General features: G+C 70.2%; 12 protein-coding genes and 1 pseudogene. 8 read left to right on the top strand and 5 right to left on the bottom strand.

What is annotated here, in order from left to right; translation table 11 throughout:
* Nucleotides 1-9: 9 nt before the first annotated feature.
* From AC1DP1_RS22550 to AC1DP1_RS22535, 4 genes are all read right to left on the bottom strand, one after another.
* Nucleotides 10-933, bottom strand: coding sequence for an HAD family hydrolase (locus AC1DP1_RS22550; protein WP_477508741.1), 924 nt, complete (start codon nucleotides 931-933; stop codon nucleotides 10-12).
* Complete coding sequence (locus AC1DP1_RS22545) at nucleotides 926-1,873, bottom strand: formylglycine-generating enzyme family protein (RefSeq protein WP_477508740.1); 948 nt, start codon at nucleotides 1,871-1,873, stop codon at nucleotides 926-928. The genes AC1DP1_RS22550 and AC1DP1_RS22545 overlap by 8 nt, the downstream gene beginning before the upstream one ends.
* A gap of 1 nt (nucleotide 1,874) precedes the next feature.
* The gene (locus AC1DP1_RS22540; RefSeq protein WP_477508739.1) at nucleotides 1,875-3,374 is read right to left on the bottom strand and encodes an arylsulfatase; all 1,500 of its coding nucleotides are present in this window, start codon (nucleotides 3,372-3,374) and stop codon (nucleotides 1,875-1,877) included.
* 177 nt (nucleotides 3,375-3,551) lie between these two features.
* Entirely contained in the window at nucleotides 3,552-3,920 is a 369-nt protein-coding gene (locus AC1DP1_RS22535; protein WP_477508738.1) for a metallopeptidase family protein, read from the bottom strand.
* A gap of 124 nt (nucleotides 3,921-4,044) precedes the next feature.
* Here AC1DP1_RS22535 and AC1DP1_RS22530 point away from each other — a divergent pair, with 124 nt between their 5' ends.
* The 8 genes from AC1DP1_RS22530 to aqpZ all read left to right on the top strand — a co-directional run bounded on the left by AC1DP1_RS22530 (nucleotide 4,045) and on the right by aqpZ (nucleotide 13,990).
* The gene (locus AC1DP1_RS22530) at nucleotides 4,045-4,458 is read left to right on the top strand and encodes a nuclear transport factor 2 family protein (RefSeq protein WP_477508737.1); all 414 of its coding nucleotides are present in this window, start codon (nucleotides 4,045-4,047) and stop codon (nucleotides 4,456-4,458) included.
* Nucleotides 4,459-4,594: 136 nt separating this feature from the next.
* Nucleotides 4,595-4,951, top strand: a complete 357-nt coding sequence (locus tag AC1DP1_RS22525; protein WP_457191740.1) for a cupin domain-containing protein — start codon at nucleotides 4,595-4,597, stop codon at nucleotides 4,949-4,951.
* Nucleotides 4,952-5,000: 49 nt separating this feature from the next.
* Entirely contained in the window at nucleotides 5,001-8,663 is a 3,663-nt protein-coding gene (locus tag AC1DP1_RS22520; RefSeq protein ID WP_477508736.1) for a nitrate reductase subunit alpha, read from the top strand.
* 160 nt (nucleotides 8,664-8,823) lie between these two features.
* Nucleotides 8,824-10,506 (top strand): nitrate reductase subunit beta, encoded by a 1,683-nt coding sequence (gene narH, locus AC1DP1_RS22515; RefSeq protein WP_477508735.1) that lies wholly within the window; start codon nucleotides 8,824-8,826, stop codon nucleotides 10,504-10,506.
* Nucleotides 10,503-11,180 carry a nitrate reductase molybdenum cofactor assembly chaperone gene (gene narJ / locus AC1DP1_RS22510; protein ID WP_477508734.1) on the top strand — a complete coding sequence of 226 codons (678 nt, stop codon included), beginning with the start codon at nucleotides 10,503-10,505 and terminating at the stop codon, nucleotides 11,178-11,180. The genes narH and narJ overlap by 4 nt, the downstream gene beginning before the upstream one ends.
* The gene (gene narI / locus AC1DP1_RS22505; protein WP_477508733.1) at nucleotides 11,180-11,935 is read left to right on the top strand and encodes a respiratory nitrate reductase subunit gamma; all 756 of its coding nucleotides are present in this window, start codon (nucleotides 11,180-11,182) and stop codon (nucleotides 11,933-11,935) included. Before narJ ends, narI begins: the two co-directional genes overlap by 1 nt.
* Nucleotides 11,932-13,140, top strand: coding sequence for an MFS transporter (locus AC1DP1_RS22500; protein WP_477508732.1), 1,209 nt, complete (start codon nucleotides 11,932-11,934; stop codon nucleotides 13,138-13,140). The genes narI and AC1DP1_RS22500 overlap by 4 nt, the downstream gene beginning before the upstream one ends.
* A gap of 106 nt (nucleotides 13,141-13,246) precedes the next feature.
* Entirely contained in the window at nucleotides 13,247-13,990 is a 744-nt protein-coding gene (aqpZ, locus tag AC1DP1_RS22495; RefSeq protein ID WP_477508731.1) for an aquaporin Z, read from the top strand.
* Between the two features lie 178 nt (nucleotides 13,991-14,168).
* On the opposite strand, the pseudogene AC1DP1_RS22490 reads toward aqpZ, so the two are convergent.
* A pseudogene (locus AC1DP1_RS22490) lies at nucleotides 14,169-14,374 on the bottom strand (DUF1269 domain-containing protein); the annotation flags it as partial.

Genomic DNA, 14,374 nt, shown 5'->3' with positions numbered 1-14,374 from the left:
GTCGACCGCCTAGGGCTCGGGACTCACGGACGGGAAGACGGTCGCCCAGTCGGCCGCCATGCTGACCACCGTCCACCCCAGCCGGGCTCCGACCTCCGTGATCGGCTCCGGCTCGGCGAACGTCTCGGCACGGCTCACGTAGGCGAACTCGCGCTCCGCGTCGTCGTGGTCGACCAGCAGGGCGAGGGCGGGGCCCGGGCCCGACGCCGCCCACTCCAGCATCTCCCGGTCGCCCCCGGAGTTCCCCGCGACGAGGAGCGGGCGTCGGCCCAGCTGGCTCTGGATGTTGCTCACCTTGGCGGCGCCCTCGTTGGCCCCGCCTGCCGGACGACCGGTCCGGAGCAGGCGGGGTGCCCCGTCGTCGCCGCGGCTGAGGTGGTAGCCGATGAGCGTGCCGACGACGGCCTCGGGAGGCACGCCGTACAGCTGCTGGCTGACGGCACGGACGAACTCGGTCCCGCCGCCGGTGACGAGGGTGACCGTGACGTCCCGGCGCCGGAGCTCGTCGATCAGCTCCAGCATCGGCTGGTACACGCAGCGGAGCAGCGGACGACCGAGTGTCGGGTGCTGGGCGACCGACATGAACGTACGGACCCGGCTGGTGAACTCCTCGGGCGAGATGCCCTCGCACAGGCTGGTCAGGGCCAGGGCGATGCGTTCCAGGCCGAGCTCGCCCATCGCGGCCGTGTCGTGGCCGAGGAGCGCGTCGAACTCAGGGGTGTGCGTGAAGTCGGGCTCGGACGCCCTGGACCTCAGCGTGTCGACGAAGAAGTCGAGCTGCACGTAGCTCGGGCGCTCGCACCAGAGGGTGCCGTCGTTGTCGAGGCACGCGACCCGCTCCTCCGTCGGCACGTCGAGCACGTCGTCGAGGAACGACACGAGCGCCTCACGGGTGGGCCCGGGGCGCCAGGAGGGGAGCAGGTCGTCAGGCATGGTCGGCCTCCCCGGATGCGGGGCCGGGGCGTCGCACGCAGCGGAAGCCCACGTGGCTCATGCCCGTGTCGATCGGCTGCGGTCGCCGCGCGGCGGGCCGGTAGCGCAGGCAGTAGGTGTCGGCGCACAGGTGGGAGCCGCCCTTGATGACCTTCCGCCCGACGCGGAACTGCGGCTGCGCCGGGTCGTAGCTCGCCTGGAGGTCACCGCCACGCGGGTTGTCCGGCGCGCAGCACGGAGAGCCTGCGTCGTCGGGGTGTCGGCTCGTCCACCAGTCGTCCGTCCACTCCCAGACGTTGCCGGCCATGTCGAAGAGCCCGTAGCCGTTGGCCGGGAAGCTGCCGACCGGCGCGGTGCGCAGGAACCCGCTCTCGCCGGAGCTGCGCCAGGGGAAGTCGGGACCGTCCCAGGTGTTGGCCATCACCTTTCCTTCGGGCCGGGCGTCCTCACCCCAGGTGTACGCCGTCCCGTCGAGGCCGCCGCGGGCGGCGTACTCCCACTCGGCCTCGGTCGGCAGCGACGCCCCCACCCAGGACGCGTAGGCGAGGGCGTCCTCGTGGGCGACGTGCACCACGGGATGGTCGAGCAGCCGGTCGACGGAGCTCGTCGGTCCTCGCGGGTGCCTCCAGCTGGCACCGGGCTTCCAGCGCCACCACTGGCTGAGGTGGCGCAGGTCCACCGGCCCGCGGGTGGGGACGAAGACCATCGAGCCCGGTTGCAGGCTCGCGGCCGGCGCGTCCGGGAAGTCGGCCGGGTCGGGGGCGCGCTCGGCCACGGTCACGTAGCCGGTCTCGGCCACGAACGCCGCGAACTCGGCGTTCGTCACCGTGGTCGGGTCGATCGAGAACGCGGCGACGCGCACGCGGTGGGTCGGCGCCTCCTCGGGGTAGTGGTCGTCGGACCCCATCGCGAAGACTCCGCCCGGAAGGTCGACGGCCATCTCAGGTGCTGCCAACGCCGGCCTTGAGCTTCTCGAGCACCCGGTCGATGCTGAAGCTGGGTGGTTCCTGCCGGGCCGGGAACTCGGCCAGGGACGCGATCATCCGGGAGACGTACACCTGTGCCGGGATCGGCAACCAGGCGTGGTCCAGGCACCAGTCGTAGTAGGTGTTGGACGTGATGTCGGCGCGCTCGTAGGGGTCGGTGCGGAGGTTGAACATCTTCGGCACCCGCAGCTCGGTGAACGGTTCGGCCCACACCCGCAGCGTCCCGGGCGCGCGTTGCTCGAGGAAGACCAGCTTCCAGTTGTCGTACCTCAGCGCGGTGAGGTCGCCGTCGTCGGAGACGTAGAAGAAGTGCTTGCGCGGGCTGTCCTCCGCCGCGCCGGTGATGTAGTCCAGCTGGTCGTGCCCGTCGAGGTGCACCTTGTACGTCGTCCCGCCCAGGTCGGTGCCCTGCTTCAGCCGGTCCGCGACGTCGGTGTCCCCGGCCGCAGCGAGGAGGGTGACGAACCAGTCGTTGTGACTGACGATCCCGTTCAGCACCGTGCCTGCCGGGATCCGTCCGGGCCACCGCACCACGGCGGGCACCCGGTACGCGCCCTCCCAGTTCGAGTTCTTCTCGCTCCGGAACGGCGTCATGCCGGCATCGGGCCACGAGTTCATGTGGGGACCGTTGTCGGTCGAGTACATGACGATCGTGTCCTCGGCCAGCCCGTTGTCGTCGAGGAAGGCCAGGACGTCGCCGACCAGGTCGTCGTGGTCGCACATCGTGTCGTGGTACGCCGACTGCCACCGTCCGGCCCGGCCGCGGCTGCCGTCCTTGACGTGGGTGCGGAAGTGCATGTGCGTGGTGTTGAGCCAGACGAAGAACGGCGTGTCGTCGGCCCGGGCGTCGGTCATGAACCGCAGCGCCTCGGGGACGACCTCGTCATCGATGGTCTTCATCCGCTCCTTCGTGAGCGGGCCGGTGTCCTCGATGCGCTGCGTGCCGTCGCCGTTCGCCCACGAGTGGATGACGCCCCGTGGGCCGAAGTTCTTGCGGAAGTCGGGGAAGTCCTCCTCGGGCGGGTAGTCGTCGAGCTCGGGCTCCTCCTCGGCGTTGAGGTGGTAGAGGTTGCCGAAGAACTCGTCGAAGCCGTGCATGGTGGGGAGGAACTCGTCGCGGTCGCCGAAGTGGTTCTTGCCGAACTGCCCCGTGGCGTAGCCGAGCGCCTTGAGGGCGGTCGCGATCGTGGGGTCCTCGGCCCTCAGCCCGACGTCCATGCCAGGCATCCCGACCTTGGTCAGGCCCGTGCGGTACGGGTTCTGACCGGTGATGAACGCCGCGCGACCCGCCGTGCAGCTCTGCTCGCCGTAGTAGTCGGTGAAGCGCACCCCCTCGTCGGCGATGCGGTCGATGTGAGGGGTCCGGTAGCCCATCACCCCGTCGCTGTAGCAGCTCAGGTTGCTCACCCCGATGTCGTCGCCCCAGATGATCAGGATGTTCGGCCTGTCCGCCATGTGGTGCTCCTTCGGTAGGGGCAGCTGCCCGCCAGCGGCCGAGCCGCGAGGGCCCGTGGGCCCGGGCACACCTGACCGGGCGACGACGGCACGCACGTGGGACTCGTCGAGACATCCAACGTCGGCGACCCGGCGGTCGCGTGCCTCACCCGGGAAGGGTGACTCTTCGGCCGCGCCTCAGTGCCAGCCCAGCGCCCGGAGCTCGTCCTCCTCGATGCCCATGGCGTGCCCCACCTCGTGCACCAGCACCTTGCGCACCCGTGGCGCCACGTCCTCGGGGTGCTCGCACACCGCGAGGATCGGGTTGCGGTAGAGCGTGATGGTGTCGGGAAGCGTGCCGGGCGCACGCCCGTAGTGACTGGTCCGGGGAATCCCTCGGTAGAGCCCGAGGCACAGGACGCCCGGTCGCTGTTCGTCGGGAGGCTGGTCGTCCTCGACGAGGACGGCGATCTCGGCCACGATCGGGATCACCCAGTCGGGCAACGAGTCCAGGGCGTCGACGACCATGGCCTCGAAGGCCTGGAGTGGGATGGACTCGGGATGCATCGTTCCTCCTTCCCGACGAGTCTTGCTCGGGTGTGCGCGCGAGGGAACCAGGCGTGGAACGGCCGAGGACCTCGCCCTTGCCGGGGGAGGCGCGGCGTCGCACCCGGCTCCTAGGCTCGACGTCATGCGCACGCTGCTCGAGCGCCTCACCGATGCCCAGAACGCCCACGACGTCGAGCTGTTCGCGTCGTGCTTCGCGCCCGACTACCGGAGCGAGCAGCCGGCGCACCCCGGTCGCCAGTTCACGGGGCGAGCCCAGGTCCACGAGAACTGGTCCTCGGTCTTCGCAGGGGTCCCGGACTTCCGGGGTGAGCTCCTGGCGACCTGCCGTGATCGGGACGTCGAGTGGGGCGAGTTCTCCTGGCACGGCCACCACCGCGATGGCGCGGTCTTCGCCATGCGGGGGGTCATCATCGCCACGATCCGCGACGAGCAGATCGCCTCGGCCCGGTTGTACGTGGAGCCGGTCGAGCAGCTCGACCAGGACATCGGGGCTGCGGTGGAACAGCTCTACCGACCGCCCGGTCACGACTCCTGACGTGCGTACTCCTCACGTCGTACGCCGATGGGACCTCCAGCCCGGGCCGCACGGGACCTTCGGCACTCCCAGGGGGTCCCGGACCCACACCAGCATGTGGGCACGACCTCGTGCCTGCCACTGAAAGGACCCATCCGTGCACACCTTGCAGCCGACGCAGTCCCTCACCGCCCTGGTCGACGAGCTGTTGACCGAGGCAGGTTCGGCCACCAGCCATCGAGCGGCGCGCACGATCTACGGCGGACAGGCACACGACCTGCGGCAGACCGTCATCGCGCTCACCCGGAACGCCTCCTTGGGCGAGCACGAGTCGCCGGGCGAGGCCACCCTGCAGGTCCTCGCCGGGCAGGTGCGCCTGCAGGCCGGAGACGATGCGTGGACGGCGTACGCGGGGGACTACCTCCTGGTCCCGCCCCGCAGGCACGACCTGCACGCCGAGGCCGACTCCGTGGTGCTGCTGACGGTTGCGACCCGTGGCACCTCGACGAGGTGATCCCTCGGCCGGCGACCCCGGGGTGCACGCTCCGACCGGGCGGCACCACGTGGATGGTCCCGGGAGCGACGCGCTGCTGCGTGCAGGGCGGTTCTTCACGCGCTGGGAGGAGTCCGACGACGGACGCGCGGTGTTTCGGGAGGGTGGCCGTGCGGGTGACGTCTTCTACCGGGACAGGTGGAGCCACGACAAGGTGGTGCGCTCGACCCACGGGGTGAACTGCACCGGCTCGTGCTCGTGGAAGGTCTACGTCAAGGACGGGATCATCACCTGGGAGAGCCAGCAGACGGACTACCCCTCGGTCGGCCCCGACCGACCGGAGTACGAGCCCCGCGGATGTCCGCGGGGCGCTGCCTTCTCCTGGTACACCTACTCGCCGACACGGGTGCGCTACCCGTACGCGCGCGGCGTGCTGGTCGAGATGTTCCGCGAGGCACGCGAACGCCTCGGTGACCCCGTGCTGGCGTGGGGCGAGATCGTCGGCGACCCGGACAAGCGCCGCCGCTACCAACGCGCCCGGGGCAAGGGCGGCCTGGTGCGGGTCAGCTGGACCGACGCGATCGACATGGTCGCGGCCGCGCACGTCCACACGATCAAGCACCACGGCCCGGACCGGTGCACCGGCTTCTCGCCGATCCCGGCCATGTCGATGGTGTCGCACTGCGTCGGCACCCGTTTCGTGCAGCTCATCGGCGGCGTGATGACGTCGTTCTACGACTGGTACGCCGACCTGCCGGTCGCGAGCCCCCAGGTCTTCGGCGACCAGACCGACGTCCCGGAGTCCGGTGACTGGTGGGATGCGACCTACCTGATGATGTGGGGTTCCAACGTCCCCGTCACCCGCACGCCGGACGCGCACTGGATGGCCGAGGTCCGCTACCGCGGCACCAAGGTCGTCACCGTCAGCCCCGACTACGCCGACAACACCAAGTTCGCCGACGAGTGGATGCCCGCCCAGGCCGGCACCGACGCGGCCCTGGCGATGGCCATGGGTCACGTGCTGCTCAAGGAGTTCTTCGTCGAGCGCCGCACGCCGTTCTTCGTCGACTACGTGCATCAGTACACCGACCTGCCCTTCCTGGTCCGCCTCGACGAGCACGACGGTGCCGAGTCCGGGCCTGGCCTGGTGCCCGGCAAGTTCCTCACCGCCCAGGACCTCGGCCGCACGGCCGACGAGGACCGGTGGAAGACCGTGCTCCTCGACGGCACGACCGGGGAGCCGGTGGTGCCCAACGGGTCGATGGGCTTCCGCTACGCCGCGTCCGGTGTCGGGAAGTGGAACCTCGACCTCGAGGGCGTCTCGCCGGTGCTCACACTGGCCGGCGAGGGCAGCGAGGCGGTCGAGGTGCTCCTGCCGGCCTTCGTCGACGCCGACGGGTCCGGGTCGGTGCTGCGCCGAGGCGTGCCGGCCCGCCGCGTGGGCGACCACCTGGTGACCACGGTCTTCGACCTGATGCTGGCCCAGTACGGCGTCGCCCGTGATGGGCTGCCGGGGGAGTGGCCGACCGGCTACGACGACGCGGAGACGCCGTACACACCGGCCTGGCAGGCCGAGCGGACGAAGGTTCCGGCCGAGCAGTGCATCCGCATCGCACGCGAGTTCGCCCGCAACGCCGAGGAGTCGGGCGGCCGGTCCATGATCATCATGGGCGCCGGCATCTGCCAGTGGTTCCACGGCGATGCGACCTACCGGGCGATCCTGTCGCTGCTCATCCTCACCGGCTCGATGGGCCGCAACGGCGGTGGCTGGGCCCACTACGTCGGGCAGGAGAAGTGCCGCCCGATCACTGGGTGGATCTCGCTGGCCAACGGCCTGGACTGGAGCCGCCCACCGCGGACCATGACCGGTACGTCGTTCTGGTACATGCACACCGGCCAGTGGCGCACCGACGGCTACTCCGCCGACTCGCTGGGCTCGCCGCTGGCCAAGGGCCACCTGAGCGGCATGCACACCGCCGACACGATCGCTGAGTCGGCCGCGCGGGGGTGGATGCCGTTCTACCCGCAGTTCGACCAGAACCCGATGGACGTGGCCGACGCCGCGACCGCGGCGGTCGAGGCCGGTGAGGCCGCCACCCCGGCGGCGTACGTCGCCGACGCGCTGGACCGCGGCGACCTCAAGCCGGCCATCGCGGACGTCGACGCACCGGAGTCGTGGCCGCGCACGCTCGTGCTGTGGCGCTCCAACCTGTTCGGCTCGAGCGCCAAGGGCAACGAGTACTTCCTGAAGAACCTCCTCGGCACCCACTCCAACCTCCTGGGCACCGACGGCGAGGGCGGGGAGAACCCCGAGACCCCGCGCCCCTCCAGGGTCGCCTGGCACGAGGACCCGCCCGAGGGGAAGCTCGACCTCCTGGTGAGCGCCGACTTCCGGATGACGTCGACGACGCTGCTCTCCGACGTCGTGCTGCCCGCGGCGACCTGGTACGAGAAGCACGACCTGTCCTCGACCGACATGCACCCGTTCGTGCACGCGTTCAGTCCGGCGATCGACCCGCCGTGGGAGGCGCGCACCGACTTCGAGGCCTTCCACGCCCTCGCCCGGCGGCTCTCCGAGCTGGCCGAGGACCACCTCGGCACGCGCAAGGACCTGGTGAGCGTCCCGCTGCAGCACGACACCCCGGGTGAGACACCGCTCGACCCCGACCACACCCGCCCGGTGTACCAAGTGGTCGAGCGCGACTACACCGCGATCGCCGACAAGCTCGCCAGCATCGGGCCGCTCGCCGACTCCCTGGGCTTCACCGTCAAGAACGTCACCTTCGACGTCGGCGAGCAGGTGGAGGCGCTGGGCCACAGCAACGGCGTCATGTCCCACGGAGCCGGCGCCGGTCGCCCGGCCATCGACACCGACAAGAAGATGGCCGAGGCCATCCTGCGCCTCTCCGGCACGACCAACGGCGCGCTCGCCGTGCAGGGATTCAAGACGCTCGAGAAGCGGGTCGGGAAGAAGCTGCACGACCTGGCCGAGGGGTCGGAGGAGAAGCGGATCAGCTTCGCCGACACCCAGGCGGCGCCGGTGCCGGTGATCACCTCGCCGGAGTGGTCCGGCTCGGAGACCGGCGGACGTCGCTACGCCCCGTTCACCGTCAACATCGAGCGCCTCAAGCCGTTCCACACGCTGACCGGCCGCATGCACTTCTACCTCGACCACGACTGGATGACCGACCTCGGCGAGGCCCTCCCGACCTACCGGCCCCCGCTGGACATGCAGCGGCTCTTCGGCGAGCCGGCGCTCGGCCCGGACGGGGCGTTGCAGATCACGGTGCGCTACCTGACGCCGCACTCGAAGTGGTCCATCCACTCCGAGTACCAGGACAACCTGTTCATGCTGTCGCTGAGCCGCGGCGGGCCCACCGTCTGGATGAGCCCCCAGGACGCCGGCGCGATCGACGTGCACGACAACGACTGGGTCGAGGCCACCAACGCCAACGGCGTCCTCGTCGCCCGGGCGATCGTCAGCCACCGGATGCCGCAGGGCGTGGTCTACGTCCACCACGCGCAGGAGCGCACCATCGATGTGCCGAAGTCGGAGGCCACCGGACGGCGTGGCGGCATCCACAACTCGGTGACCCGGCTGCTGGTCAAGCCCACGCACCTCATCGGCGGCTACGCACAGCTGTCCTACACGTTCAACTACCTCGGCCCCACCGGCAACCAGCGCGACATGGTCTCCACGATCCGCAAGCGGTCACAGGAGGTGACGTACTGATGGCCACCTCTCCTCGGTCAGCGCTCTGCTGCGCGACGCCTGGGCGGCGATCTGCTGCGTTGTCGTCGTCGGCAATGACTCCGTCATGGCCACCTCCTCCGCCTTGCAGCTCATCCACCCAGACGCCGCTCGCGACGAGCCTGACCAAGGAGAAGTGACCATGCGAGTCATGGCCCAGATGGGCATGGTGATGAACCTCGACAAGTGCATCGGCTGCCAGACCTGCTCGGTCACCTGCAAGCAGGCGTGGACCAACCGGGCCGGGACCGAGTACATCTGGTTCAACAACGTCGAGACCCGACCCGGGCAGGGCTACCCGCGCCGCCACGAGGACCAGGAGAAGTGGAAGGGCGGCTGGGAGCTCGACAAGCGGGGTCGCCTGCAGCTCAGGACCGGCGGACGCCTCAAGCGCCTGCTGTCGATCTTCGCCAGCCCGGTCCAGCCCGAGCTCGGCGACTACTACGAGCCGTGGACCTACGACTACAAGACCCTCGTCGAGGCGCCCCTGGGCGACGACTTCCCGGTGGCCCGCCCGAAGTCGCTCATCACCGGCGAGGACACGAAGGTCACGTGGTCGGCCAACTGGGACGACAACCTCGCGGGCGCCTCCGAGATGGGGCACCTCGACCCGATCGTCCAACGGATCCGGCGCGAGTCCGAGGACAAGATCAAGTTCGAGTTCGAGCAGACGTTCATGTTCTACCTGCCCCGGATCTGCGAGCACTGCCTCAACCCGGCCTGCATGGCGTCCTGCCCGTCGGGCGCGATCTACAAGCGCTCAGAGGACGGCATCGTGCTGGTCGACCAGGACCGCTGCCGCGGCTGGCGCCAGTGCATCACCGGCTGCCCGTACAAGAAGATCTACTTCAACCACAAGTCCGGCAAGGCCGAGAAGTGCACGTTCTGCTACCCCCGCATCGAGGTCGGCATCCCGACCGTGTGCTCGGAGACGTGCGTGGGCCGGCTGCGCTACCTCGGGCTGTTCCTGTACGACGCCGACCAGGTCACGGCGGCGGCGTCGGTGCCCGACGACCGGGACCTCTACGAGGCCCAGATGGACCTCATCCTCGACCCGGAGGACCCCGTGGTCATCGCGGCCGCGCGGGAGCAGGGCATCCCGGAGGACTGGCTGGACGCCGCACGGCGATCCCCGGTCTACGCACTGGCGAAGAAGTACCGCGTCGCGCTGCCGCTGCACCCGGAGTACCGCACGATGCCGATGGTCTGGTACGTCCCGCCGCTGTCGCCGGTCGTCGACCTGCTCACCGAGCAGGGCCACGACGCCGAGGACAGCGACGTCCTCTTCGGTGCCATCGAGGCGCTGCGGATCCCGGTCGAGTACCTCGCCGAGCTCTTCACCGCCGGGGACACCGAGGTCATCGACGGCGTGCTGCGCAAGCTCGCCGCCATGCGCGCCTACATGCGCGGCCTCAACCTCGGCCGCGAGCCCGACGCCTCCATCCCCGCCGCGGTGGGGATGAGCGAGGAGTCGCTCTACGAGATGTACCGCCTCATGGCCATCGCCAAGTACGACGAGCGCTACGTCATCCCGAAGGCCCACGTCGAGCAGGCCCACGACCTCGAGGAGCTGGGCTGCTCCCTGGACTTCGACGAGGGACCCGGCATGTACGACTCCGGTCCGTTCGGCGAGGCCAGCGGTCGACCGGTGCCGGTGGCGGTCGAGAACTTCCACGCCCTCAAGCAGCGCCAGACCACCGACGCACCGGCCGGTGACGAGGAGCTGCGCGGCCGGGTCAACCTGCTCAACTGGGACGGCAACGGCGCCCCACCGGGCCTGTTCCCACCCAAGCGCGCCGACCAGCGCGAGGACGAGCCGCGATGATGCTCCGACGTGGCAGGTCCGAGCGGACAGCACAGCAGCGGCGGCGCGTCGTACGGCAGGCCGCGTCGTGGTGCCTGTCCTACCCCGACGAGGTCCTCGTCGAGCGGGTCCCCGTGCTCCGGACGGCCCTGGCCGAGCACGACGTGACGCACCTCGACGCGCTGCTCGACGAGCTCGAGACGATCCCTCTCGGCGAGCTGCAGCGGCGCTACGTCGACGTCTTCGACATCTCGCGCCGCCATGCGCTCTACCTGTCCTACTGGACCGACGGTGACACCCGTCGCCGCGGCGAGGTGCTGGGCACCTTCAAGGCGGTCTACCGAGCCAGTGGGTTCCTCGTCGACACGGCAGGCGAGCTGCCCGACTTCCTGCCGATGGTGCTGGAGTTCGCGGCGGTGGCCGATCCGGAGGCGGGGGAGAGGCTGCTCCGGGAGTACCGCCCCAGCCTCGAGCTGCTCCGCATCGGTCTCGAGGAGGAGCGGGGCGGGCAGGCCACCACGTACGCCGCCGTGGTGGCTGCCGTGTGCGCGACCCTGCCGGGGGAGTCACCCGCCGACCGTGCCGCCGTCCAGGCGATGGTCGGTCCGCCTCCGATGGAGACGGTCGGCCTCGAGCCCTACCTCGGACACGACGACCCGCGGCTGCTGCCGCTCTCGCAGATCGGAGGGCGTTGATGGACGTCCTGCTGTGGGGCGTGCTGCCCTACCTCGTCATCGCCACGCTGGTGCTCGGCACCATCTGGCGCTACCGCTACGACAAGTTCGGCTGGACCACCCGCTCCTCCCAGCTCTACGAGTCGCGACTGCTGAGGATCGGGTCGCCGCTGTTCCACTTCGGCATCCTCGTCGTCTTCATCGGGCACGTCGGGGGTCTCGTCATCCCCGAGTCCTGGACCGAGGCCGTCGGAGTGACCGAGGGCATCTACCACTTCAACGCCCTCCTCTTCGGCGGGATCGCCGGCTTCTGCACCCTGGCCGGCATCCTCATCCTGGTCGTCCGACGTCGCCTCACCGGTCCGGTCTTCATGGCCACCACGGTCAACGACAAGGTCATGTACGTCCTGCTCGTGGGCGCCATCATGCTCGGCCTGTGGACCACCCTGGTCGCCGTCGGCGCCGGGCACGAGGCCCACAACTACCGCGAGACCGTCTCCCCGTGGTTCCGCTCCATCTGGCTGCTGCAGCCGGACGTCGACGCCATGGCGGCGGCGCCGATCCAGTTCCACGCCCACGTCCTGGTCGCGATGCTGCTGTTCGCGGCGTGGCCCTTCACGCGGCTCGTGCACGCCTTCACCGCGCCGGTCCACTACCTGTTCCGGCCCTACATCGTCTACCGCAGCCGCGACGCCCGTACGCCGGCGCCGACCGGTCGGCCCCGCGCCGGCTGGAGCCCGGTCGGCACGCCCGACCGTGACAGGAGCACACGATGACGGACTCCGCTGCCGTCCTGCAGGACATCAAGCAGGGACAGGCGAAGAACCTCGCGCTGGCCACGCTCGCCTTCACGATCAGCTTCTGGGCGTGGAACATGATCGCGCCGCTCGGTGTGCGCTACACCGAGGAGCTGGGGCTGACCTCGGGCCAGAAGTCGCTGCTCGTCGCCACGCCGGTGCTGGTGGGCTCCCTCGGCCGGATCCTCGCGGGTGCGCTGACCGACCGGTTCGGCGGCAGGCTGATGTTCACCGTGCTGCTCGTGGCGACGTCGCCGTTCGTGCTGCTGGTGGCGTTCGCGGGCGACCAGGGGTCCTACGGGCTGCTGCTGCTCTTCGGCTTCTTCCTCGGCATCGGCGGCACGACGTTCGCGGTCGGCATCCCCTTCGTCAACGCGTGGTTCGGTGCCGACCGGCGCGGCTTCGCCACCGGCGTCTTCGGCGCCGGCATGGGTGGCACGGCGCTGTCGTCGTTCTTCACGCCCCGGTTCGTGAACTGGTTCGGCTACAACGTGACCCACGCGATCATCGCGGTCGCCCTGGTGGTCGTCGCCCTCATCGTCTGGTCGGCGATGCGCGACTCGCCGCAGTGGGCGCCCAACACCGACCCGGTCGTCCCCAAGCTCGTCGCCGCGGCGAAGCTGCCGGTGACCTGGCAGATGTCCTTCCTGTACGCCGTGGCCTTCGGCGGGTTCGTCGCCTTCTCGACCTACCTGCCCACCTACCTCAAGGACGTCTACTCGTTCGACCTCACCCAGGCCGGCACGCGCACCGCCGGGTTCGCCATCGCCGCGGTCATCGCCCGGCCCGTCGGTGGCGTCCTGGCCGACAAGGTCGGTCCCCGCGCCGTCGCCATCACCTCCTTCGCCGGTGCAGCCGTCATGGCGATCGTGGTCGCGCTCCAGCCTGCGCCCGAGGTGCCTGCCGGGCTGGCGTTCGTGGTGCTCGCCGCGTTTCTCGGGCTCGGCACGGGCGGCGTGTTCGCCTGGGTCGCCGCGTTGGCACCTCGCGAACGTGTCGGCAGCGTGTCCGGCCTGGTCGGGGCCGCCGGTGGTCTCGGCGGGTTCTTCCCGCCGCTCGTGATGGGTGCGACGTACAACGAGGCCGACCACAGCTACACGGTCGGACTGATCCTCCTGTGCGTGACCGCAGTGGTGGCGCTGTTGTTCACGGCGTTCGGCATCCGGAGACGGCCCACCGCCTGAGGCACGAGTCACCCTTCTCAGGTGACCCGTCCGGGCGTGGGCAGGCCTAGCGTGCGAGTGCCCTCGTGCGAGCTTGCACCGGGGGCCACGTAGTGGAGGAGATGTCATGGCAGTCGCACCGAGCATGGGCAAGCGCCTCGCGGCCGAGTTCCTCGGCACCTTCGTCCTCGTGTTCGGCGGGTGCGGGACGGCCGTCCTGGCCACCACCAACACGGACGTCGGCGTCGGGTGGCTCGGAGTCGCCCTCGCCTTCGGCCTGACCGTCCTCACGATGGCGTACGCCGTCGGCCACATCTCGGGCGGCCACTTCAACCCCGCTGTCACCCTCGGCGCGGCGGCGGGCGGTCGGATCCCGTGGAGGGAGACGCCCTTCTACATCGCCACCCAGGTGGTCGCCGGGATCGCGGCCGGCGCCGTCCTGCTCGTCGTGGCCAACGGGCTGGACGGGTTCTCCGCGCAGGAGAGCGGCTTCGCCTCGAACGGCTACGGGGATCGCTCACCCATGGGCTACAACCTGCTCGCGTGCCTGGTCATCGAGGTGCTGCTGACCGCGGTCTTCCTGTGGGTGATCCTCGGTGCCACCGACAGCCGCGCTCCCAAGGGGCTCGCGCCCCTGGCCATCGGCCTCAGTCTGACCCTGATCCACCTGATCAGCATCCCGGTGACGAACACGTCGGTGAACCCGGCGCGGTCGATCGGCGTCGGTCTGTTCGCCGGCAGTGACGCGATCGCTCAGCTGTGGCTGTTCATCCTCGCGCCCGCCGTCGGCGGCCTCATCGCCGGTCTCAGCTACACGACCCTCCTCGGCGACGACGACGCCGTCAGCCTCCCCGAAGCCATGGAGACCTGACCGGGCCCGTCGCTCGCTCGGTCCGATGAGAGACCTGAGTGGTGGCGCCGTTCCCTGACGGCGGTGCGTCGGACGACCACAAGTCCCGGCGCACCGCTCGCACGCCGCGGGGAGCCTCGTCGTACCAGCAGTTGTGGTCGTCCGACACGCCGAAGGCCCCGGCCCCACATGCCACGGGCTACTTCTCGGCGGCCTTCTCCTCAGCCTCGGCCTCCTTGGCTGCAGCCTTGATGTCCTCGGCCGCCACCTTGTCGACCGTCCGCTCCACGACCGCATCGGCCAGGGCGAGCGCCTCGCGGATCTTCACCGCCCTGGGGTCGGAGACGAGAGCCACGATTCCGGAATGGCCGGGTGCGATCGAGTCCTGGAGGTCCTCGGCCAGCT

Source organism: Nocardioides sp. P4_G10 (genome assembly GCF_056401175.1).
The sequence above is the reverse complement of the archived record's forward strand: the minus strand, read 5'-3'. Positions and strand labels throughout refer to the sequence as shown.